At 71.5% G+C, this 21,865-nt stretch carries 21 protein-coding genes; 7 read left to right on the top strand and 14 right to left on the bottom strand.

What is annotated here, in order from left to right; translation table 11 throughout:
• Positions 1 to 16: 16 nt before the first annotated feature.
• Positions 17 to 763, top strand: coding sequence for a GntR family transcriptional regulator (locus ACFQQL_RS11105; RefSeq protein WP_382394293.1), 747 nt, complete (start codon positions 17 to 19; stop codon positions 761 to 763).
• A 22-nt stretch (positions 764 to 785) separates the two neighbouring features.
• On the opposite strand, the gene ACFQQL_RS11100 is transcribed toward ACFQQL_RS11105, so the two are convergent.
• Genes ACFQQL_RS11100 through ACFQQL_RS11080 form a run of 5 tightly spaced genes read right to left on the bottom strand, consistent with a single transcriptional unit; the run spans position 786 to position 7,007 of the window.
• Positions 786 to 1,760 (bottom strand): ABC transporter substrate-binding protein, encoded by a 975-nt coding sequence (locus ACFQQL_RS11100; RefSeq protein ID WP_382395366.1) that lies wholly within the window; start codon positions 1,758 to 1,760, stop codon positions 786 to 788.
• 40 nt (positions 1,761 to 1,800) lie between these two features.
• Positions 1,801 to 3,351, bottom strand: a complete 1,551-nt coding sequence (locus ACFQQL_RS11095) for a carotenoid oxygenase family protein (protein WP_382394291.1) — start codon at positions 3,349 to 3,351, stop codon at positions 1,801 to 1,803.
• Complete coding sequence (locus tag ACFQQL_RS11090) at positions 3,348 to 4,748, bottom strand: MFS transporter (RefSeq protein WP_382394289.1); 1,401 nt, start codon at positions 4,746 to 4,748, stop codon at positions 3,348 to 3,350. Before ACFQQL_RS11090 ends, ACFQQL_RS11095 begins: the two co-directional genes overlap by 4 nt.
• Complete coding sequence (locus ACFQQL_RS11085) at positions 4,745 to 6,289, bottom strand: aldehyde dehydrogenase family protein (protein WP_382394287.1); 1,545 nt, start codon at positions 6,287 to 6,289, stop codon at positions 4,745 to 4,747. The genes ACFQQL_RS11090 and ACFQQL_RS11085 overlap by 4 nt, the downstream gene beginning before the upstream one ends.
• Positions 6,282 to 7,007 (bottom strand): nuclear transport factor 2 family protein, encoded by a 726-nt coding sequence (locus ACFQQL_RS11080; protein WP_382394285.1) that lies wholly within the window; start codon positions 7,005 to 7,007, stop codon positions 6,282 to 6,284. Before ACFQQL_RS11080 ends, ACFQQL_RS11085 begins: the two co-directional genes overlap by 8 nt.
• Before the next feature lie 214 nt (positions 7,008 to 7,221).
• On the opposite strand from ACFQQL_RS11080, the gene ACFQQL_RS11075 reads away from it, so the two are divergent.
• The gene (locus ACFQQL_RS11075) at positions 7,222 to 7,974 is read left to right on the top strand and encodes an IclR family transcriptional regulator (protein WP_382394283.1); all 753 of its coding nucleotides are present in this window, start codon (positions 7,222 to 7,224) and stop codon (positions 7,972 to 7,974) included.
• Between the two features lie 54 nt (positions 7,975 to 8,028).
• On the opposite strand, the gene ACFQQL_RS11070 is transcribed toward ACFQQL_RS11075, so the two are convergent.
• Positions 8,029 to 8,901: a MurR/RpiR family transcriptional regulator gene (locus ACFQQL_RS11070; RefSeq protein ID WP_382394281.1), complete on the bottom strand. Its 873-nt coding sequence runs from the start codon at positions 8,899 to 8,901 to the stop codon at positions 8,029 to 8,031.
• Between the two features lie 80 nt (positions 8,902 to 8,981).
• Here ACFQQL_RS11070 and ACFQQL_RS11065 point away from each other — a divergent pair, with 80 nt between their 5' ends.
• Both ACFQQL_RS11065 and ACFQQL_RS11060 read left to right on the top strand, forming a co-directional pair.
• The gene (locus tag ACFQQL_RS11065) at positions 8,982 to 10,127 is read left to right on the top strand and encodes an NAD(P)/FAD-dependent oxidoreductase (protein ID WP_382394279.1); all 1,146 of its coding nucleotides are present in this window, start codon (positions 8,982 to 8,984) and stop codon (positions 10,125 to 10,127) included.
• A gap of 19 nt (positions 10,128 to 10,146) precedes the next feature.
• Entirely contained in the window at positions 10,147 to 11,505 is a 1,359-nt protein-coding gene (locus ACFQQL_RS11060) for a sodium/glutamate symporter (protein ID WP_382394277.1), read from the top strand.
• A 37-nt stretch (positions 11,506 to 11,542) separates the two neighbouring features.
• On the opposite strand, the gene ACFQQL_RS11055 is transcribed toward ACFQQL_RS11060, so the two are convergent.
• From ACFQQL_RS11055 to ACFQQL_RS11045, 3 genes are all read right to left on the bottom strand, one after another.
• Positions 11,543 to 12,613: a DUF4185 domain-containing protein gene (locus ACFQQL_RS11055; protein WP_382394275.1), complete on the bottom strand. Its 1,071-nt coding sequence runs from the start codon at positions 12,611 to 12,613 to the stop codon at positions 11,543 to 11,545.
• 130 nt (positions 12,614 to 12,743) lie between these two features.
• Complete coding sequence (locus ACFQQL_RS11050) at positions 12,744 to 13,190, bottom strand: nitroreductase/quinone reductase family protein (protein WP_382394273.1); 447 nt, start codon at positions 13,188 to 13,190, stop codon at positions 12,744 to 12,746.
• 70 nt (positions 13,191 to 13,260) lie between these two features.
• Positions 13,261 to 13,968 (bottom strand): winged helix-turn-helix transcriptional regulator, encoded by a 708-nt coding sequence (locus ACFQQL_RS11045; RefSeq protein ID WP_382394271.1) that lies wholly within the window; start codon positions 13,966 to 13,968, stop codon positions 13,261 to 13,263.
• A 170-nt stretch (positions 13,969 to 14,138) separates the two neighbouring features.
• Between ACFQQL_RS11045 and ACFQQL_RS11040 the strand changes: the two genes are divergently transcribed.
• Both ACFQQL_RS11040 and ACFQQL_RS11035 read left to right on the top strand, forming a co-directional pair.
• Positions 14,139 to 15,215: an SAM-dependent methyltransferase gene (locus ACFQQL_RS11040; RefSeq protein ID WP_382394269.1), complete on the top strand. Its 1,077-nt coding sequence runs from the start codon at positions 14,139 to 14,141 to the stop codon at positions 15,213 to 15,215.
• Positions 15,216 to 15,244: 29 nt separating this feature from the next.
• On the top strand, positions 15,245 to 15,373 hold the full coding sequence (locus ACFQQL_RS11035; RefSeq protein ID WP_382394267.1) for a hypothetical protein: 129 nt from the start codon (positions 15,245 to 15,247) through the stop codon (positions 15,371 to 15,373).
• Positions 15,374 to 15,453: 80 nt separating this feature from the next.
• Here the strand turns inward: ACFQQL_RS11035 and ACFQQL_RS11030 are convergent, their stop codons facing one another.
• The 4 genes from ACFQQL_RS11030 to ACFQQL_RS11015 all read right to left on the bottom strand — a co-directional run bounded on the left by ACFQQL_RS11030 (position 15,454) and on the right by ACFQQL_RS11015 (position 19,339).
• A complete protein-coding gene (locus ACFQQL_RS11030) occupies positions 15,454 to 16,743 on the bottom strand; it encodes a hypothetical protein (RefSeq protein WP_382394265.1) in 1,290 nt (429 codons plus the stop codon).
• 110 nt (positions 16,744 to 16,853) lie between these two features.
• Positions 16,854 to 17,723, bottom strand: coding sequence for a hypothetical protein (locus tag ACFQQL_RS11025; protein WP_382394263.1), 870 nt, complete (start codon positions 17,721 to 17,723; stop codon positions 16,854 to 16,856).
• Between the two features lie 156 nt (positions 17,724 to 17,879).
• Complete coding sequence (locus ACFQQL_RS11020) at positions 17,880 to 18,884, bottom strand: IS481 family transposase (protein WP_382394261.1); 1,005 nt, start codon at positions 18,882 to 18,884, stop codon at positions 17,880 to 17,882.
• 89 nt (positions 18,885 to 18,973) lie between these two features.
• Positions 18,974 to 19,339 (bottom strand): VOC family protein, encoded by a 366-nt coding sequence (locus ACFQQL_RS11015; RefSeq protein ID WP_382394259.1) that lies wholly within the window; start codon positions 19,337 to 19,339, stop codon positions 18,974 to 18,976.
• A 93-nt stretch (positions 19,340 to 19,432) separates the two neighbouring features.
• On the opposite strand from ACFQQL_RS11015, the gene ACFQQL_RS11010 reads away from it, so the two are divergent.
• Complete coding sequence (locus ACFQQL_RS11010; RefSeq protein WP_382394257.1) at positions 19,433 to 20,398, top strand: helix-turn-helix transcriptional regulator; 966 nt, start codon at positions 19,433 to 19,435, stop codon at positions 20,396 to 20,398.
• Positions 20,399 to 20,625: 227 nt separating this feature from the next.
• Here the strand turns inward: ACFQQL_RS11010 and ACFQQL_RS11005 are convergent, their stop codons facing one another.
• Positions 20,626 to 21,834 (bottom strand): M20 metallopeptidase family protein, encoded by a 1,209-nt coding sequence (locus tag ACFQQL_RS11005; RefSeq protein WP_382394255.1) that lies wholly within the window; start codon positions 21,832 to 21,834, stop codon positions 20,626 to 20,628.
• Between the last annotated feature and the right edge of the window lie 31 nt (positions 21,835 to 21,865).

Below are 21,865 nucleotides of genomic sequence, written 5' to 3'. Positions count from 1 at the left end.
TACCTTTAGGTTGACCATGGTGAGACAGGCAAATCCGCCAGACTTCCGCCGGAGCGAGCTCACCGGGCCGCTGTACCGGGTCATCGCCGCGCGCCTGCGCCACAAGATCCTCTCGGGCGAGCTCGCGGTCGGGGACGTGGTTCCCTCGGAGCAGGAGCTGTGCCGCGAGCACGGCGTCTCGCGGATGACCGCGCGGCAGGCCGTCACGGAGCTGGTCAACCAGGGGCTCCTGCGCCGGGAGCAGGGCCGGGGCACGTTCGTCACCGAGCGGAAGCTCGTCCGGGGCCTGTCCTCCGTCTCCGGACTCCGTGAGGACCTCGAGCGCGAGGGACTCCACCCGGGCGGCAAGGTCCTCAGCCTCGAGAGACGTCGCGCCACCCGCGACGAGGCCACGCGCCTGCATCTCTCCCGTGCCTCCGACGTGTGGCGGCTGGTCCGCTCGCGTACGGCGGACGAGGTGGTCCTCGGCCTGCAGATCGCGGTGCTGCCGGTCCACCTCGCACCCGACCTCGACACGTGGGACCTCGACCACGGGTCGCTGTACCGCGAGCTGCGCGCCCGCGGGCTGCCGCTGACGTGGGCACGGCAACGGATCGAGGCGGTCGTGGACCCGGAGGTCTCGGACCAGCTCGAGCTGCCTGCCGAGACCGCGTACCTGCGGGTCTCCCGGATCTCCCTGGGCCCGGAGCGACTACCGGTCGAGCTGCTGGTCTCCTACTTCGTCGGCAGCTCCTACGCCTACGACGTCGAGCTCACCGAGTAGCAGCACGAGCCGGCCTGCGCCGCTAACGGCCGTCGACGTAGCGCGCCGCCTGGTCCGTCGCCGCCTCGGGGTCCTCGAGGGTGCCGGCGTCCGCCGCAGCCTCGGCGACCACGGCGAGGTCGGCACTGCTCAGGCCCCAGGTGAAGTCGGTCAGCACCATCTGATCGATGAGCTCGGGCGCGATGTCGGTGAAGTTCCGCAGCTCCTCCCGCACGGCGCCCGGGTGCTGCTGCGCGTACTCGAACGACCGCTCGAGGGCACGCACGAACGCCTCGACCGTCTCCGGCTCGGCCGCCAGCTTCTCCTCCGTGACGTAGTAGGTGGCGGTCACCATCCGGTCCGGCACCGTGTCGACGTACACGCTGGAGACCAGCCGGTGGCCCTCGCCGAGCGCGATCCCGAGGAACGGCTCCGCCGTCGCGATCGCGTCCACCTGGCCCGACTCCAGAGCCGCGGGCATCTCCGGCAGGGGCAGCTCGACGAAGTCGACCCCACCGGGGTCTCCGCCGTCGTGCGCGATGGCGGAGTGCACGCACACCTCGAGCAGGCCGCCGAGCGCGTTGACCGCCACCGTCGCGCCCTCGAGGTCCGCCGGGCGCCTGACCGTGCTGTCGTGCGCCACGAGCAGGCCGCCGTGGTCCTCCCCCGGCACGCCGGTGGAGCGGCCGCCGGTGGCGACCGCCACGAGCGGCAGGCCGCGGTCGATCGCCTGCAGCAGGTTGACCGACGCGCCGTACTGGACGTCGAACTCGTCGTTGACCAGCGCCGGGATCATCGCCGGGCTGTTCGAGCCGAGCGTGATGTCCAGCTCCAGGCCCGCCTCCGCGAAGTACCCCTGCCGCTGCCCGACGTACACGGCGGCCATGTCCCCCACCGCGACGCCGGCGAGGCGGACCGTCCGCGGCGCGCCGTCGTCGGTGTCGGGTGAGCCTGAGCAGGCCGCGAGCGCCGCGGCCGCGACGGCCGCCGTCGCGAGGAGGCGCCGCCGCGTCGTCATTCGTCCCAAGCCGTCAGTATGACGCCCAGGACGCGGCAGCTCAGTCCGTGCGCGCCGCCAGCTCCTCCGCCGTGACCCAGTTGCCGTGCAGGCCGCGCGGGATCCGCAGCGGCACCTTGAGCGTGCACACCGGTTCCTTGTCCAGGTGCTCGGCGTCGAGGATCACCAGCTCGGAGTGCATCAGGTCCCGGCGCGAGACGATGACGAACACGTACCCCTTGCCCTCGGGCGCGTTCTCGTCGCCCTGGACGAAGATCGGCTCACCGACGGTGGCGTAGTCGCCCGGGTAGTACACCTGCTGCCGGCCGGTGGTCAGGTCCACGGAGGAGACCCACCGGAACCCGCCGCCGGGGGCCTGGTGCCCGGGCAGCTCGGTGAGCCCGACGATCCCCCAGTGGTACTTCAGGGTCTCGTAGCGGTCGTCCATCCGCGGGAACTCCGCCGGGGTGGAGGCGATGCGCCGCTCCGTGAAGGTGCGGCGCTCGTCCGCCAGGTCGATCGTCCAGCGGGAGAGGAACCCCTTCGACTTGTCCGGGTCGTGCGCGCGGCCGTCGATGATCGGGAACCACGGGAAGTAGCTCGACTCCCCTACCGGGGTGTCGATGTAGATGTACCGGCCGTCGTCGTAGGCGTTCATCATGTGGCTGGCGAACCGGTTCGGGCCCTCGAACCACCGGATCTTGCGGCCGTCGCCCTTGCGCGGCAGCACGCCGAGGTAGACGCTCTCGTCCGGGTCCCACTGGAAGATCGGCTCGCCCTTCTTCAGCCACTCCAGCTCGGTGCGGATCGGGATGATCGGGAAGATCACGTAGTTCTGCGTGACGCAGAAGTCGTGCAGCATCGAGGAGTAGGGCGCCTTGAACCAGGTCTCGTGGATGATCTGCCCGGACGGGTCCGCCTCGTAGTAGGCGACGTCCCGGGTGGTCTCGCCCTTGGCCGAGTAGCCGAAGAACACCATCTCCCCGGTGACGGGGTCCATCTTGGGGTGCGCGGTCGAGGTCTGCGACGTCAGCGACCCCTCGAAGTCGTAGTGGCCGATGGTCTCCAGCGTGTCCGGCTCGAGGATGATCGGCGGGGAGTCCTCCTTCGAGGCGTACAGCTTGCCCGCGTGGTAGAAGAGGTTCGTGTTCGCCATGCCGCGCGGCATGCCCTCCACCTCGGGCATGTCCGACAGCGGGTTGCGGTACAGCCCGAACAGCGAGCGGCCCGCCGCCTGCTCGGCGTCGAAGCGCGGGGTGTGGATGAAGCGGCTCTTGTAGTCGACGCGGCCACCCTTGAACCGGAACGAGATGGCCATGCCGTCGTCGTTGAAGTTCCCCAGCGGACCTTCGTCCACGTACTTCGGGAACTGCCGGTCGGTGACCACCTTGTAGTAGGTGCCGTCCAGGTGGGTGGGGATCTCGCCCTGGATGCACTCCAGGCCGCGGATGTCCGCCTCGACGCGCATGGGGGCGTCGAAGGGGTGCGGGGCCTCCGGGAAGCGGATCATCGGCCACTTGTCCGGCTCCGGGATCGGCTCCTTCGGCGCGAGGCGCGTCCAGCGCAGCTCCTCGGCCTTCGCGTCGTCCTGAGGGCGGGTGTGGTGCGTCATGGCGTGCTCCTCTCGGTAGGGATACCGGGGGTCGTGGCGACCGCAGAGGGCGCCGGCGCCGCGTCGTCGGCGTCGTCCGTGCCGCGTCCCACGGCGCCGCGCAGCGGGACGAGCGCCACGAGCCCGACGGCGAGCGCCGCCGCGATGGCGAGGAAGATGCCGCTCGCGCTCCAGTGGGCCGCCACCAGGTAGCCGGTGGCGGTGGGACCGAACGCCGCCGCGAGGCGACCGAGGCCCACGTGCAGCCCGAAGGCGGAGGACCGGATCTGCGTGGGGTAGGCGGCCGGGATGAGGGCGTAGTACCCGGCGATGGCGGCCCCGAACCCGACGGACATGAGCAGCGGTACGGCCAGCGCGGTGTCGCCCGTCAGCAGGGTGAGGCCGAGCAGGCCGGCACCGAGCACGCCGAGACCCAGCGCCGCCACCGTCAGCGGGTGGCTGGCGACCCGGAACGAGACCAGCGCGTACAGCAGTCCACCGATCGCACCGCCGAGCGGGGCAAGGGTGCCGAACGTGAGGCCGAGCGCGTCGTCGCCGGTGGCGCCGGTGATGAGCTGCGGCGTCCAGATGATGTTGACGTAGAGGGTCGCGTTGAGCAGGCAGTACCCGACGGCGAGCAGCACCGTGACCACGACCAGCCCGCGCGAGAGCATCGAGCGCGCCGTCTGCCAGGTGGACGCCCGCTCCGCCGCGGCCGCGCCCCACGCCTCGCCCGCGAGCTCGGTGACCGGCTCCCTCCCCATCCGGGCGAGCAGCCGGTTCAGGCGTGCCAGCCCACCCGCGCCGCGCCGGCTGGCCAGGAACTGGATCGACTCCGGCAGCAGGGTCGCGCACAGCACGAGGATGACGGCGTTGATGAGCGCGCCGACCCCGAACAGGCTCTGCCACCCGTACGCGGGGATCAGGCGCATCCCGATCAGCCCGCCGAGGAACCCGCCGAGGCCGAGCCCGGTCGAGAACATCGCCATCATGAAGCCGTGCCACCGCCGGGTGGAGTACTCCGCGACGAGCACGCCCATGACGGCGGTGAGCGTGCCGATCCCGACGCCGGCCACGAACCTGCCGGCCAGCATCAGCTCGTAGCCGGGCGCCACCCAGGACAGCGCCATGCCCAGGGTGACGAGCGCCTGGCCGGCCACCGAGAGCATCCGCCGCCCGAACCGGTCCGCGAACGGCGCGACGCCGACGGCGCCGACCACCATGCCGGCGATGGCGGCAGAACCCAGGTAGCCGAACCGGACCGGGTCGATCCCCCACTCCTCGCTGAGCGCGGGCCCGGCCAACGAGATCGCGATGATGTCGTAGCCGTCCGAGAGGGTCGCGAGCAGGCAGATGCCGACCGTCATGAGCTGGAAGCCGGTCATGCGTCCGTCTCTGATGCGGGCCTCGAGGGTCATGTGCGGGCTCCTTCCGGCGCCGTCGTCCTCGACGTGAGGTCCCGCCACGGCTCGATGCCGCGGATCTGCTCGGACGGGCGGGAGTAGCTGACGATCGCGTGCTCCTCGGTGCACTCGGCGATCGCATGCATGAGGTGGTTGCGGCCCAGGCCCGACTGCTTGACGCCGCCGAACGGCACCACCGGCGGGCTCGCCCCCACACGGTGTGCCCCCACGAAGGTGGTGCCGGCCTCGAGCCGCAGCGCGACGGCGCGGGCGTGGTCCGGGTCGGCGGACCAGACGGAGGAGCACAGCCCGTACTCCGTGCGGTTCGCCTCCGCGATCGCGTCCGCGTCGTCCTCGACGGGCAGGATCGGGATGATCGGGGCGAACTGCTCGGCGAGGACGAGCTCGTGGTCGCGCGCGATGCCGGTGACCACGCAGGGCCGGACGTACCGGCCGCGCTCGAGGTCGGCCTCGGGGGCGATGCGGCCACCCTCGTGCACGTGCGCTCCCGCCTGCCGCGCGGCAGCGAGGAGGCGCCCGGCGTTCGCGTGGCCGGCCGGGGTGGTCAGGGGTCCGAGGTGCACCCCGGGGACGGACCCCGGTCCGACCACCAGCTGGTCCACCATGGCGGTGAAGCGCTCCACGAGCTCCTCGTACCGGGTGCGGTGGACGTAGATGCGTTTGACGTTGAAACACACCTGACCGCTGACGGCGTAGCACCCGGCGACGAGCTCGCGCAGGGTGTCCTCGCCCAGGTCGGCGTCCTGCAGCACCAGCGCCGGGTCGTTGCCGCCGAGCTCGAGCGAGACCTTCTTGACCGTCTCGGCGGCCGCCGCCAGCACCTTCCGCCCGGCCACCACGCCGCCGACGAACGTGACGCCGCGGATCGCCGGGTGCGTGGTGAGGGCGGTCCCGGCCTGGCTCCCGGTGCCCTGGACCACCTGCAGGACGCCGTCCGGCAGCGCGCCGGCGAGCAGCCGCAGCGCGGCCGTCACCGCAAGGGGCGCCGCCTCCGCCGGCTTGACGACGACGGAGCAGCCCGCCGCGAGCGCCGGCCCGACGCAGTTCATGGTCAGGTAGACCGGGGTGTTCCACGGCGTGATGACGGCGACGGGACCGAGCGGGACCCGGCGGCAGAGCACCTCGTCGGCCGCGGCGGCACCGGGCCGTCCGGCGAGGTCCGCCGTCGCGGCGGCCTCCTCGGCGAGTGCGGCGAAGGCCCGCAGCAGGTGGACGGCGCCCGCGACGTCGCCACGTGCCTCGAAGAGCGGCTTGCCCACCTCGGCCACGAGCGTGGACGCCAGGGCCTCGGCCTCGGCCTCGATCGCCGCGGCACCCGCGAGCATCGCGGACTCCCGCTCACCCGGCGGCAGGTCCGCCCACCCCCGGAACGCCTCGGCGGCCGCCCGGACCGCGCGGTCGACTGCCTCACCGTCGCTCGGCACGCACCAGCCGACGACCTCGCCGGTGGCGGGGTCGTCGACCGGCAGCGGCTCGCCCCCGCTCACCGCGGCGCCCGCGCCGACCGCGGTCGCGGCCGGCAGCTCCTCAGGCATGCCGGGCCGCGTCGTCGTCCTCGGAGATCACCTCGCGGCCGGTGACCGGGTGCGGGTAGTGGAACGGGAAGACCTGGGTGTTGGGGAAGAACTCGTAGCCGTCGTCCAGGAGCTCGTCCGGTCCGAGCGGGTCCTCCGGGTAGGTCTTCTCGAAGAACCGGGACATCGGCTTCTGGTGGGCCCAGCCGGTGGTGAACTGGCCGTGCCAGACGGGCCGGTAGTTCAGCAGCCGGATCTTCCAGACGCCGTCGTCGCAGACGTACCGGTTCTCGTAGATGCCGCCCTCCCACCACTGGTCCATGGACGCGGTCCCCGGGAAGGTGTCCTTGGCGTCGTCGTGCAGACCGGCCTGCATCATCGATCGGAAGCGGCCCTGGGCGGAGAGCCCGTCGGGTGCCACGGTGACCACGTCCTGGTGCTGCGGGTGGTCCAGGAGGAACCCGAACCGCGGGCCGTTGAGGCCGGCCGTGAACCGCTGCCGGAACCGCCCGACGTACAGCCGCTGCACTCCCTCCTTGCCGCGGAAGAGACCGCCGCAGAACCGCACCTCGCCGTCGTCCGCGAAGAGGTCGACGACCTCCTGGTAGAGGCACTTGTCGAGGTAGTAGCCGTACTGGTGCTGCAGCCGCCGGACCGCCTGCTGCGCCTCGAGGACGGCGACGCGCTGGGCGAGCTCCGCCACGCGCGCCGCGACGTCGGTGTCGGTCGCCAGACTCACGTTCAACTCCCTCGTCGGAACGTCACGACGGGCGGTGCCCGTGCGTGTGTAGGGTGATCCCACCAGCGGCTCTCACGGGTGACAAGGCTGTCGTGCCCCGGTTCCCCTGGCAGGAAGGACCGACGGACAACCGCCCCCCGCGGGCGCCCGCAGTCCCGCGATGTCGCGGGTTCTGGACGGAAGGGTTTCCCCTGTGCGGAACTACTCGAGACCGGTGCTGCAGTCGGCCGAGCGCACGCTGCGGGTGGTCCAGCTGCTGGCGCAGCGTGGGCGGGCGACCCTGACCGAGGTGGCCGGCGAGCTCTCGATCAGCCCGTCGATGGCACACCGGCTGCTCACCACGTGCTGCGAGCTCGGGTTCGCGCGGCAGGACGGCTCGGGCGGGATGTACGAGACGGGCGCGGCGCTGCACGAGCTCTCGCTCGGCCTGACGCGGGCGACGGCCCTGCGGGACGCGGGCGCGGCGCAGGTGGCCAAGGCGTGCAAGGAGCTGCGCGAGACGGTCAGCGTGGTGGTCCTCGAGGGCCGCGACGTGCGGTTCGTCGAGACGCTCGAGGGCGACCGGGCGGTGCGGGTGACGAGCCCCATCGGCCGGACCATGCCCGCGCACGCCACCGCCGGTGGCCGGGCGATGCTCTCCTGCCTCCCGCCCGAAGAGCTCGACCGGCGCTTCCCGACGCACCGGCTCACGCACGTGCCCTGGTCGGCGATCGAGACGTGGGAGGAGCTGGTCTGCGAGCTGGACCGGGTCCGGGACCGAGGCTGGGCCATCCAGATCGGCGAGGGTGAGGACGACGTCGTCGCGGTCGGGTACCCGATCCTCGACGGGCTGGGCCTGCCGCGCGCCGCGCTCGTGGCCTCCGCCCCGCGGACCCGGCTGGCCACCTCGCACGACGCCCAGGCGGTCGCCCGCGTGCTCGAGCCGCACGCGCGCAAGATCCAGCGGCGCCTGCGCGGCAGCCACTGACCGGTGGCAGGCGGCCCGCCGCCACATGGGCGGGGCCGAGATGTGCGCCCCACCTCAGTCCGTCGGGCCCGCGATCTCGTTCCGGAGACGCAGCAGCAGCTCCCAGGCGGCCACGGACCCGACCCGGTCCCGCGCCGCGAGTTCCAGTGCCAGTGCGTGCGCGACGACGAAGCTGCCGAGGTACTCGCTCGCGGCCGTGCCGGCCGTCTCGGGTGTGGTGAGCAGCGCATCCACGCGGTCGACCACCTCCGCTCGCAGCGCCTCGCTCACCAGGACGGTGTGCGCCCCGACCTCCGCGGCCCGGCGCAGCACGACATCGATCTCGTGGAACATCCGCAGCGGGGCGAAGACGACCACGACGTCGCTGCCCCGAAGGTCGAGGAGCGGGTCCGCCAGCGAGAAGCCCGTCTGCGTGACCACGGTGACGTCACGCCCGAGGCGGGTCAGGTCGAGGGCGTGGTGCTGCGCGACGAGCCCGGCCGGGCCTATGCCGTACACCCAGGCACGCTCGGCGCCGGCCAGCAGGTCCACCGCCCGGTCCCAGGCCGCCGGATCCAGGCCGTCCGTCACGCCGTGGACCACCGCGGCCGTGTCGGCCAGCACCTGGTCCAGGACCCGCCCGGGGGCGTCGTGGACGCGATCGATCCGGCGCTCGATGCGCGCGGCCGAGCCGCGGGGAGCGGCGACGTTGGCCAGGGCGGCCTGCTTCAGCTCGCGCAGGCCCGAGTAGCCGAGCGACCGGGCGGTCCGGACCACGGTCGCATCGCTCGTGCCCGTGGCGGCGGCGATGCGCGCCGCGGAGGAGGTCACGAACTCCTGCGGGTGGGCGAGGAGGTACTCGGTGACGGCCCGTTCCTGGCGCGAGAGCGCTCCGGCACGAGCGGCCACCCGGGCATCGAGGGCAGGCTCCGGCGATGTCGCGTTCATTTCTTATTGGACTCGCTTCTGTAGTTGTCACTACAGTGCCGCAGCATGGCGTGGATCACAACCGGGCACCGGATCGGTTCATGAGGCATCGGTTCATCATCGTCGGTGCGGGCATCTACGGGAGCGCGACCGCATGGCACCTGGCGCGGCAGGGCGCCGACGTCCTCGTCCTGGAGGCCGGCGAGGTCGCGGGCGGCGCGTCCGGCGGACCGGGCAAGCGCGGCGTCCGGGGCAACCGCCGGGCCGCCACGGAGCTCCCCCTCATGCGCCTCGCGTACGACCTGTGGCCACGCCTCGCGGAGGAGCTCGACGCCGACACCGGGTACGAACGCGTCGGGAGCCTCAACCTGTTCGAGGAGGACCAGCCCGGGATGCGTGGCGGCCTCGCCGCGCTCCGCGCGCTCGCATGGCGGCAGGATCGCCTCGGCGTGCCGACCGAGGCGCTCGACGAGCGTCAGGTCCGCGAGCTCGAGCCGGGGGTCGCACCGGCCGTCCGCGGCGGCCTGTGGAGCCCGCTCGACGGCGTCGCCGACCACACCGCGACCACGCGTGCCCTCGCCGCCGCGGCGCGGCAGGCGGGCGCCGTCGTCCAGGAGCACACGCCGGTCGCGTCGCTGATCCGTTCCGGGAACCGGGTCACCGGCGTGGTGACCCGGTCCGGCGAGACGCACGAGGCCGACGAGGCCGTCGTCCTGCTGAACAACTCGGGAGCCGCGGCGCTGGCGGCCACGGTCGACGGCGCCCCCCTGCCGTTCTGGCGCATGGTGCCCCAGGCGCTGACCGTCCGGACCACGGGCACCTCACCGGTCCGGCATCTCGTGGGCCACCACAACCGTGCCCTGTCGCTGAAGACCCTCGGGCCGCACGAGCTGATGGTGACCGGCGGCTGGCGGGGTGTCTGGGACGAGAGGGCCGGGGCCGGTTCGACGGTCGAGAGCGCGATCCGAGGGAACCTCGCCGAGGCCCGCGCGGTCTACCCGGACCTCGCCGACGCGACTCTCCAGACGGCGGAGGCGAGCCGAGCCGAGACGTACAGCGCCGATGACCTCCCGGTGATCGACGTCCTGCCGCCCACCACGAACCTGCTGGTCGGGTCCGGGTTCTCGGGTCACGGCTTCGCCATCGCGCCGGCCGTTGCGCTCCTGCTCGCACGCTGGTTGCTCACCGGCGACCGGCCGGAGCCGCTGACCGGGCTCGCCTACCGCCGATTCACCCCTGTCCCCTGACGCACCCGAGGAGATCGTCATGACCCCCACCGATGCCGTTGGCAGTCTCGACACCCTCCTGTTCGCCGTCGGAATCCTCGGCGTCCTCATCCTCGCCGGGGTGCTGCTCCGGCTCGCGATCGGCTGGCTACGCCGCCTCGTCCTGCCCGCCGCGCTCATCGGCGGGGCGATCGGGCTGGCTCTCGGCCCCCACGGGGCCGGTCTCTTCACCGACCCTGTCGTCAGCGCATGGGCGGACATGCCCGGCGTCCTCGCGACCGTGGTCTTCGCGCCGATGCTCATGGGTGTCACGCTCCCCCGCCTCCGCGAGACCTACTCCCTCGTCGCTCCCCAGCTGCTGTACGGATACATGGGCTCCTGCCTCATGATCGGTGTCCCGCTCGTGGTGACGGCCGTGCTCCTCGTGCCGCTCTGGGGGGTGAACGACATGTTCGGCTCGCTCGTGGAGGTGGGCTGGCCGGGTGGTCACGGCACCGCGGGAGCCATGTCCGAGGTCTTCGCGGGGCAAGGCTGGGAGGAGGGGGCGTCGCTCGGGCAGACCTCCGCCACCGTCGGGCTCGTGTTCGGCATCTGCATGGGCATGGTCCTGCTGAACTGGGGCATCCGGAAGAACCACGTCCAGGCGTACCGGCACGGCGGAGCCGGTGCCGGAGCGGCCACGTCGGACATCCTTCCCGACGACGGCCGCGAGCCGATGGGCCAGGTCACCGTGAGCCGCGACCTGGTCGACACCCTCGGTCTCCACCTCGCCCTCGTCGGCCTCGCCATCATGATCGGCTGGGTGCTGCAGCACGTCATCGACATGGTCATCCCCGGGATGCCGCTGTTCCCGCTGGCGATGATCGGCGGCGCCCTGGTGCAGCTCGTCGTGGCTCGTACGCGGCTGGCCCGCACCATCGAGTCCCGCGTCTTCCGCACGATCCAAGGGGTCGCGCTCGACTTCCTGGTCGTCTCGGCGGTCGCCTCGATCGAGCTCCCGGTCGTCGTCGAGAACGCCGCACCGCTCGCGGTCCTCCTGGTCGTCGCGGCACTGCTGGCACTGGCGTACTTCTTCTGGATCGGTCCGCGGGTGTTCCAGCGCGACTGGTTCGAGCAGTCGATCATCAACTTCGGCAGCACCACCGGCGTCGCCTCGGTGGGGCTGATGCTGCTGCGGACCGCGGACCCGGAGCTCAAGACCGTCGCGGGCCGGGCGTATGCGCTCCGTGCGCCGTTCTTCAGCCCGTTCGTCGGCGGTGGCCTCGTCACCGCCGTCGTCCCCCTCCTGGCGGTCTCCTACGGCGCGCTCGCGACAGGACTGGCGTTCTGCGCGGGCTTCGTGGTCCTGCTCGTCCTCGCGCGCGTGCTGAACCTCTGGCGAGCACCGGCACGGGTGTAGCCGGGCGTGCCGGCGCCGGCTCGGTCGGCGCCGTCCGTCAGAGGTGCGCCAGCCCCTGCACCCGCCACTGCATGACGCGGTAGACGCTGTTGTCGGAGGTGTTCCACTGGCTCACGGTCATGTGCACGTCGTTCAGCCGTGAGCCGGGAATGATGTAGCTGCCGTAGAGCTGGGCCACGTGCGTGTCGTCCTCCTGGCCCCACTCCGTGCCGTGCAGGAGCGTCACCCGCGGGCCGACGTCCCAGGGCTGGGTCGGGTGGTCGAGGATCTTGGCGTCGATGCGGTAGTCGGCGGGGTTGAACCAGGTCAGCAGCCAGCGTCCGTCGAGGTACCGCAGCGACATCTCGCCGATGATCTCCTCGCCCGTCACCGACGTCGCGGGCTTGCCCCAGCCCCAGCCGCCGGCGTCCTGGCCCCACGGCTCGTACCGCTCGGGGCGGGCGATGTCCTGCGGGCGGACGCGGTGCAGGATCATCGGTCCCTCGCGCAGGAACTCGGTGGTGTAGACGTACAGCCAGCCGTCCGGGCCGACCTCCCAGGTGCACAGCTGCCAGGCCTCGTCATAGGCGGCGGCGTCGAACCGGGCACCGGTGTCCTGCCACGTGGCGCCGCTGTCCGTGGAGGACCAGATGCCGCTCCAGATGACGTTGCCGAACCCCTGGTTGGCCACGCCGTGGAGGTACATGGTGTCGCCGAGCGTGATGACGTCGGAGGGGATGATCGTGGAGATCTCGTCGCCGTGCTCGTAGTCGAGGAGCTGTTCGGCGTGCTCCCCGCCGACGGCGCCCGAGAACGTCACGCCGGAGGGCAGCCCCCGGGTCTCGGACCACAGGGCCGTCGGGGACATCCACCTGCCCTCGCCCCAGCCGGGGCCGGAGAACGTGTCGCCGAAGACGTAGAGCGTCCTGCCGTCCGGCGTGCGGGCCGGGATGCCGAGGTCCGTCCACGGCATGCCGAGCTCGTCGGTGAGGCCCGGGCCGGTGAGGTTCGCGATCTTGCGGATCCTCAGCCCGGGTCGTGCGGCGGCGGACCCGCCCAGTCCGGCGGCCACCGCGCCTCCCCCGGCCACGACGGCCATGCCCCGCAGCATCGCTCTCCGGTCGATCATCCTGGCTCACTCCCTCGTCGGCGCCAGCCTCGCGGACGGGCTCGTCCTCGAGTCACCACGTGTGCTGTGCAGCAGACCCTATCGAGAAAGTAATCGATTTCACCAGGGGGTGTTCACGAGCCAGGGTTGTTCACGAGCCGGGCCGGCCCGGAGGGATCTCGATGAGCACCAGGGCGATCTCCCGGCTGGTGCGGGCCTGGTAGTGGGCGTAGCCGCGGTAGGCGGACGTGACCCGCGGCCACATCGCCCGGCGCTCGGCCGGCGTCGCCACTCGGGCGTGGGCCGCCCGGACCGGGCCGCCGTCGAGGCGTACCTCGACCCGCGGCTCCGCCTCGAGGTTGAGCAGCCAGGCGGGCGGGCGGTCGTCGCCGCCACGGGAGGCGACGACCACGAACGTGCCGTCCACCTGGACCGGAGAGGTGAGCAGCACCCGGTGGGGGCGGCCGCTGCGTCGCCCCGTGGTCGTCAGCTCCAGGACCGGCATCCTCAGCACGCGCCAGCCGCCGCGTCCGCGCGCCACGCTCATCCAGGCGCGATGCACCGCGTTCATCGCCTTCAGCGTCAGGTCACGAGGCAACGCGGGGCTCCTCCCGTGCCGGTCGCCTCGAGCCTACGGTGCTCGCCCGTCGCCGCCGAGCGGCAGTCCCTCACGCGGGTTCGGGGACCCGGACCGTCGGCGCAGGAGCGGGCGGCCTGGCCACCGCGGCGAACGGGGAGAGCGTGAGCCACCGCAGCACGCCGCGGCGGGCCTGGCTCGGCCCGGTGATGGTGAGCCTGCCGTCCCGCATGGCCTCCGGCCAGGGGACGTCTCCGCGCCAGATGAGGACCATCGTCCGCAGGTCCGTCGTCAGCGTGACGCTCACCCCGTGGCCGGGGTCGAAGTCGCACAGGTCGACCGCGCCGTCCTCGACGACCACCCACCAGCGCGCCGAGTGCGTGACATCCGTGAACGCGACGTGGATGACCGTGCGTCCGGGCGGGACCGCCGCCAGGTCGATGTTCCGGTGCAGGTCCCACATCAGCAGGTGCGGGTCGAGGTCCAGGTCCCCGAGGTCGGGCATCCACCGCACGGCCCAGCCGCCGAGGGCCTGAACGATCGGTCCCAGCTCCCGGCCCGCCTCGGTCAGCTCGTAGCGCACCTCACCGTGGTCGGCGCGCCGCACCAGCAGACCCGCACGGGTCAACGTGCGCAGGCGCTTGGACAGCAGCGCGGGCGACATGTGCGGCAGGCCACGGCGCAGCTGGTTGAAGTGGGTGCTGCCCGCGAGCAGCTCGCGAAGCACCAGCACGGTCCACCGTTCGTCCAGCAGCTCCATCGCCTTGGCGATCGGGCAGAACTGCCCATATCCGGCCATCGCGCACTTCCTTCTCGACGCAGCAACGGTACGCGCGCCCGGGCCGGTTCCGGAGCACTTTGCGCAGTACAGATCCAGTACCGGCCAGGTTCCGGTCCGTGCACTGCCGCGCCGCTCGACGACGGCGGAGCGTGGCTCCTGCAATCCCCCGACGACGAAAGGGACTCACCATGAACGACCACCAGACCACGACCACGACCACCACCGCGACCGCGACCGCCGTCGAGCCGGAGCCGGCGCTCACCATCGCCGACCAGGCCCCCAAGCTGCTCCAGCACGCCGCGGGCTACATCGCCCACCGCACGATCGCGATCGGTCTGCGCACCGGCCTGGTGCGCGAGCTGGCCACGGCCGGCGTCGCGAGCCCGGACGAGCTCGCCGGCACCCTCGGGCTTGACCCGTTCTACGTCTCCGTCTGGACACGGTCGGCCTTCGCGGCCGGCGTCCTCGAGCGGGCCGGCGGCGGCTACTGCCTCGCCCCGCACGTGGCGACGCTGCTGCTCGACCCCGACTCCCCCGCCTTCGTCGGCGGCCTGTTCACCGTCGTCGAGCAGGACGAGGTGTTCGGCCGGTTCGAGCGGGAGCTCGCCACCGGGAAGCGCCTGTGGTGGGACGAGACCAGCCCGGCGTGGACGGCCGGCGTCGCCCAGACCGGGCGGCCCTTCTACACGCGCCTCGTCCCGGGCGGCCTCAGCCACGTCCCCGGGTTGGCGGCGCGCCTCGAGAGTGGCGGCCACGTGCTCGACACCGCCTGCGGCTCCGGCTATGGCCTGGTGCGCCTCGCCGGCGCCTACCCCGCGGCCACGGTCTCCGGGGTCGACGGCGACGCCCACTCCGTCGAGTCCGCCCGCCGGGTGCTGGCCGACGCGGGCCTCGCAGACCGGATCGCCGTCGCGGTGAGTCCGCTCGAGGAGCTACGGGTGGACGTCCCGGTCGACGTGGTCGTCAACAACATCTCGATGCACGAGTGCCGCGACATCGACCGAGTCACGGAGCTGGTGCGCGAGGCCCTCGTGCCGGGCGGGTGGTTCGTCATCTCCGACTTCCCCTTCCCGGAGTCGGACGAGGGGCTGCGCACGGTGCCCGGCCGGGTCATGTCCGGCATCCAGTTCTTCGAGGCGCAGATCGACGACCAGCTGCTGCCGCGCGCCGCCTACGACGCGTTGCTCGAGCGCCACGGATTCACCGACATCGGCTCGGTGAGTCTCACGCCCGTGCACGCCGTCACCTGGGGCCGGCGGGCCTGAGGCCCACCGCACGGGGCCCGGAGAGCACCATGGACGACTGGCTGTTCCTGCACGAGATCCGTCACCGCGACCTCGTCCGCGAGGCCGAGGTGGCGCGGGCACGCCGCACGATCCGGCGGACGTACCCCCGACGACGCACCACGTACCGGCCCGAGTGACGGGCGCGGTCCCGACGGTCCCGCAGAGCCGTGCGGCTCTGCGGGACTGCGGCGTGCGGCGTCCGTCCGCCCGGTCCGACTCACCTCATGGACGAGACGAACACATCACCGGCGCCGGCATTCGTCTCCCCGTGCGGTGCCCCGTAGGTCAGACCGCCGAGGACCAACGACCCGTTCGGACCGGCCGCGGCGTCGAGGTTCGGCACACCACGCTCGTCGACGCCATCGCGAGCAAGTGACCCGGTCTGAGTCACGGCGGTCGGTGTGCCGTCCCCGGCGAGGTCCGCGACGAACACGTCGACGTCGCCGATCAGCCCGCCGAACCAGCCCTCGGTGCTGCCGACCAGGGTGAGCGAGCCGTCCGGGCGGTCGAGGACGTCGACTCCCCGGTCGTCGCTCCACGTCCCGAGCTGGCGCGTCCACCGAGGATCGCCGGACCCGGGGTCGAGCGTCCTGACGAAGGCGTCGTTGTCCCCCGCGGAGCGCTCACCGAGCCGACCGGCCGTCTGACCGGCCGCAGCGACGGAGCCGTTCGCCGTCGTCGTCAGACCGGTGACCCGTTCGTCCTGGGCGGTGCCGAACTGGTGGACCCAGTCCTCGAACATGTAGGTGACGCGGCTGACCCAGGCGTCCTCGCCGCCGTGGTTGCCGTCGAAGCCGACGTCGCCGTCCGTCCTCCCGCCCATGAACACGCCGCCGCCGGGCGCCGGCACCATGGCGAGAGCGGCCTCGTCGCTCTCTCCCCCGGTCTGCGTGGTCGTCAGGCCAGTGCCGTCGGCGTCCACGCGGGCGTAGTAGATGTCCTGGTTGCCCTGGTTGCCCGGGCCGCCGAGCCCGACGCCCTCGGTGTAGCCCGCGACGTAGGCGCGTCCCTCGCCGTCGGGCACGACGGCGTTCATCCGGTCCGGCGCGTCCCGGGAGCCGAACTGGACGGTCCACAGGCGCTCGCCGTCGGCTCCGACGGCGGCGACGAAGGCGTCCTCGGTGCTGACGCCGGGGTGCTCACCGTCGAGGTTGCCGGTCGTGTAGCCCGTGATGATGACCCCGCCGTCGGGTCCGGGTGCGATGTCCTGGACGTGATCGTCTGCCGCGGTGGCGACGGCGTGGCGCCAGACCACCCCGCCGTCGGCGTCGCGCCGCTCGAGCACGGCGTCCACGCCACCGTCGTGCGGCACATCCTCGTACGGGGCGGGGACGTTGAGGGCCACCACCGTGCCGCCGTCCGCCAGCGCGAGGATCCCACCGGCGCGATCGTCACCCTCGGTGCCGACGAGGTCGGCGTGCCACGGCCGGAGCGAGCGTTGCTCGAGATCGCCACCCTGCGGCGCAGGGTCGGACCGCGCCGCGAACGCGGGCGACGCCGCGAGCACGGTGACTGCAGCGACGGCGACGACACAGGCCCCGCGGCCGAGCAGACGAATCCTCGTGCGTGAGGGTCTGGACGTGTGTACGTGATTCATGGTTCCCCTTCCCTCGCGCCTCACGGCAATGTGGGGATCTGTCCGTGGTGGACGCTGCGGATGATGTAGTCGGCGGCTTCACCGTCGCCGCCGTTGTACGCGTCCGAGCCCGACTCGTAGACCACCTGGAGCTCGCCACCCGCGATGACCATGCCCTCGGACATGTTCGGGGACACCACGGCGTTGCCGATGTCCCAGTCACGGTTGTACTCCACCCCGCGGGGCCAGGACATGATGTAGCTGTCGTTGGTCCGCCCCTCGGACTGGGACCAAACGATCGTGTCGTCGGTGACGACGACGCCCTGGATCGCCGACGGCGTCAGCACCGTCTCCTGATGGGTGAGGCCGCCCTCCTCGTCCACGGCGTACCGATACATGTAGTCCCAGTCGTCGGCGTTGTAGTTGCCGACCCAGACGTTCTCACCCTCGGCGTAGGCGTACGAGCTCGCCTCGACGTCGACGGCCTCCTCCGCCTCCAGGGTCGAGCCGCTCTGCTGCACGCTCAGGTCGGTCCGCTCGTAGCGGCGCAGCTCGCCGCCGGTCGAGACCCAGAAGAACTCCTCCGTCATGGCGAGACCTCCGACGTGCCCGTCGGTGTCGAGGTGGAAGCCCTTGACGTACTCGCCCGACTCGCGGTCGATGATGCCGATCCGGCTCGGCTCCTCGCCGTACATGTCGTAGTAGGAGATGACGAGCGTGTCCTCGCCCCACTTCGTCAGGCCCTGCGGCACCCAGCGGGTGTCGTGCCACGGGATCCACTCGTCTCCCGTGTCGAAGTACTCGTAGTACTCGTCGTACCGCTCGGGGTGCGCCTGGGCAACGCCAGGGCTGAGCAGGAGCAGCATCGCCGCACCCGTAGCGGTCGCGCCGAGGCGCGTCCGTGACTTCATCGATCGTCCCTCCGTTCACGCGTCGCGGTCGAGCCGCGTGACGGCCCCATCGCCTCTTGTCGGCCCTGGGCAGCGTGCTCGACGCCGCCGGGTCCGCTTGCCGATCACGGACACGGTCCGTCCGATCGGTACCTGACCGCCAATCTATTTCCGGCGCTAGGTGTAGGCGGGCTGGACGTTGGCGACGCCGATCTGGAGTCGAGAGGCTGGCGGTCGGCCGTCGGCTCCACTGTGAGGTCGGTGGTAGTTGTAGTGGATGTTCCAGACCTCGATAGCCGCTGAGCGAGCATCTTCGCTGGTGAACTCGCGGGCGTAGAGCAACTCCTCAGCCAGGATGCGCTGGTAGCGCTCCACCTTCCCGTTGTGGCGCGGAGTGTAGGGCTTGGTCTTCTGGTGCCGGGTCCGCTTACCGACGATTCGCGTGAAGTCGCCGGATCGGTAGCAGGCCCCGTTGTCGGTGACGATCCGTTGGATGTGATTGATGCCGTGAGCTGCGAACCAGACCTTCGCGCGGGCGAGGAAGGCAGCCGCGGTCGCTCCCTTCTCATCGGGCAGCGGCTCGGTATAAGAGAGCCGGGAGAATCCGTCGACAGCGGAGTGCAGGTAGATATAGCCGCGACGTGCTCCGGTTGACTTCGCACGGTCAGCGACCTTGGCTTGGTCGCTGTCGCGGCCGTGCACACGCCAGCCGCCTCCGTCCGGGACTCGGCCGACCTTCTTGACGTCCAGGTGCACCATGTGCCCGGGCCGGCGGGCGGTGATCGTTCCTGCCTTGCGATTGTTCTCACCGCAAGGATCGATGAACCGGCGCTTGCCGAGGCCAAGTCGGGCCAGGTGACGGCTGACGGTCCGGCGGTTCGTCGAGAACCCGAGGTCGGCCAGTTCGGCTGTGATCCGTTCGGCTGACCACTTGTGCTCACGTCGCCAGGACTCGATGTGTTCGATGACCCACGAGGGTGTCGCGCCAGGGCTGCGGTGTGGCGTCGAGGAACGGTCCCTCAGGCCAGCGTCTCCGTATCGACGCCACCGGCTGACCCACTTGCTTGCGCATGAGCGGGAGATGCCCATCTGTGCGGCGACGTGGGCGATGGGGCGTGAGCGACACCGGTCGATCAGCCGTCGGCGTCCCTCGAAGCTGAGAGGTGCATTCGCGTGAGGCACTCGTCGTCCTTTCACTGTGAGCCAACGACAGGCGCGACACCGCCGGAGCTTGCGGGACGTCGCGCCTGTCGATGTCGGATGGTTCGGTCTCAGTCCTGCGGTGCGACCCGAATGCGGTTCCCGTCAGGATCGACTGCGAGGAAGGTGCGTCCGAAGCCCGCCTCGCTGGGACCGTGCAGAATCGTGACGCCCTTTGCGTTCCATTCCTCGAAGATCTCGTCGAGCTGGTCGGGGCCGCCATCGATGGCAAGGCAGACCTCGCTAGTGCGAGGGACTTCGGATGAGAGGTTCTCGAACTGGCCAGCCCAGAGGGCGAGGTCAGCGCCGGGGCCAAGATCGAAGGCGATGTATCCCGGCGTCTCGAACGACGGGCTCATGTCGAGCAGGTCGCCATAGAAGCGAGCTGCGGCGGGCGCGTCGTTCACGTAGACGATGGTCACGACGGATGCGGTCATGGTTGTTCCCTTCCTGGGGCTCTGCGTTGGCACTCTCAAGCCTGACCGCGATATGCGCCGCATCCTGTCGTAATTAATGAAAGACTTGGGCGAGTGACCCCGGACCGCTTCTTCTCATTGGTGTTGCTGCTCGAGTCGCGGGAGGCCGTGACCACGCAGGATCTTGCCTCGGCGCTCGGGGTCTCACTCCGAACCGTCACCCGCGATCTGAACTGGCTCCGCGATGCAGGGTTCCCCCTGACCACGCAACGGGGACGCCTGGGAGGGGTGACCATGTTGCCCGGTGCAGGGCTCGACCTCACACGACTCACTCCTGGTGAACGCGAACACCTGTCGTTGACCGGGCTGGACGAGAGGCAGCGATCGGACCTCAATGCCGCGGGCGAGAGCCAACGCGCGCTTGCCAAGATCACAGCGACACGGGCCAGTCGCGCCGAGGGGCTCCTGCCACTCGCCGAGATCGTCCACGTGGACAGTCGCGCGTGGCGTCAACCCAGAGCCGATGGCCCAACGCCAGCATCACTGATTGGTCCAGTGCGGCGTGGCCGGCAGTTGCGCATCGAATACGCCAGCGCACGAGGTCCGGGCTCACGTGAGTTCGTCGTGGACCCATACGGGCTGCTGGACAAAGCCGGAACCTGGTACCTGGTGGCTGACTATGCGCGGGTGCCGCGCATGTACCGACTTGAGCGGATCGCGACATGGTCCGAACTCGCCCGTCCACGACGCACCCGGAAGAGTGAGACCCTGACCTCGGTCGTCGATGCGCTCCTGGAGCAGTGGGAACGCGACCACGCCGTTGAAGTAAGCGCCACCATCGATCCATCCCAAGCTGAGCGGGCTCAGCGGATCTTCGGCCAGCAGCTCCTCAGGGCCAACGAGGACGGCTGCGATGCCAGCGGTCAAGTCACGATCTACTTCCAGTCCCTGGAGGACGTTCGTGCGCTCCTTCCCTTCGGAAGCTCAATCACGGTGCACAGTCCGCGCGAAGCCAAGGATCGGCTTCGCGACCTCGCCATTGAACTCGCCGATCACTACACGGCGACCTCAACGTCCTGACCCGCAACAGCTAGGCCCCAGCTATCCGGTTGCGTCGGGCCCGCACGGGTCCCCGGGATCGCATGCGGTCAACGACCGGTGAGGCCCCGTGGGGCCGGCTCCGCGAGGCCGAGCACCGCCCGCGCCCGCTCGACCATGGCGACGTCGAGGAAGGTGCCGTCCTCCAGGGCGACCGCGCCGACGGCTCCCGGACGGCGGCAGGGCGGGCCGTCCGGCTCGCCGGTCGCTCAGCGCGCGGTGAGCCGCTCCAGCGTCGAGGCCGCGAGCGACGCCAGTGCGGCCGCCTGGTCGCCGAGCACGCCGTCGTCGAAGACCACCTTGGCGGAGTGGTTGGCCTGCGCGTCCTCCGCGGCCACGTCCGCCGGGCGGGCACCGAGCATGACGAACGTGCCGGGGACGCGGTCGAGCACGTAGGAGAAGTCCTCCGAGCCCATGAGCGGCTCGGGCATGGGCACGACCCGCTCCTCGCCGAAGAGCTCACGCAGGTGCGCCACGGTGTGCCGGTGCGCCTCGCCGTCGTTCACGGTCACGGGGTAGCCCACGATGAACTCCACCTCGGCCGTGCAGCCGTGCGCGGAGGCGATGCCCTCGGCCAGCCGCGGCAACTCGCGCTGCAGCTGCTCGCGGGACGCCGTGGACAGGGTCCGGACCGTCGCGGAGAGGGTGGCGGTGTCCGGGATGACGTTGACGGCGGTGCCGGCCTCGACCCTCCCGACCGTGATGACGACGGGGTCGAAGACGTTGATCCGCCGGGTGACGTACGACTGCAGCGCGAGCACGATCTCGGCCGCGACCGGGACGGGGTCGACGCTGCTGTAGGGCATCGAGCCGTGGCCGCCGCGGCCGTGCACGGTGACGTGCACCTGGTTCGACCCGGCCATCATCGGGCCCGGCCGGGTGGTGAAGACGCCACGCTCCAGCATCCCGAAGACGTGGATGGCGAACGCCGCGTCCACCGCGCCGCCGGCCACGGACAGGAGGCCCTCCTCGATCATCGGCAGCGCCCCGCCAGGTCCCTCCTCGCCGGGCTGGAACATGAAGATCACGTCACCGGGCAGCGTGTCCCGCCGCGCGCACAGCAGCCGTGCGGCGCCGACCAGCCCGGCCACGTGCAGGTCGTGCCCGCAGGCGTGCATGGTGCCGGTCGTCGCGGCGTGGTCGAGCCCGGTCTCCTCGGTCACCGGGAGGCCGTCCATGTCGCCCCGCAGCAGCACCGTGCGCCGCTCGCCCGCCACCGGGCCGCGGCCGCGCAGCACGGCGACGACCGAGCTCACCCGCTCGCCGGTCGTGATCTCCAGCGGCAGCCCGTCGAGCGCCTCGAGGACGGCGGCCTGTGTCAGCGGCAGGTCGTTGCCCACCTCGGGCCGGGCGTGGAGGCGCCGCCGCAGGGCGACGAGGTCCTCCTGGATCGTTGCGGCGTCGTCGACGAACCCCACGGGGCACCTTTCACTCGGACGGAGTCGGACA

This window comes from Georgenia alba (assembly GCF_042665525.1).
Classification (GTDB): Bacteria; Actinomycetota; Actinomycetes; order Actinomycetales; family Actinomycetaceae; genus Allobogoriella; species Allobogoriella alba.
The sequence above is the reverse complement of the archived record's forward strand: the minus strand, read 5'-3'. Positions and strand labels throughout refer to the sequence as shown.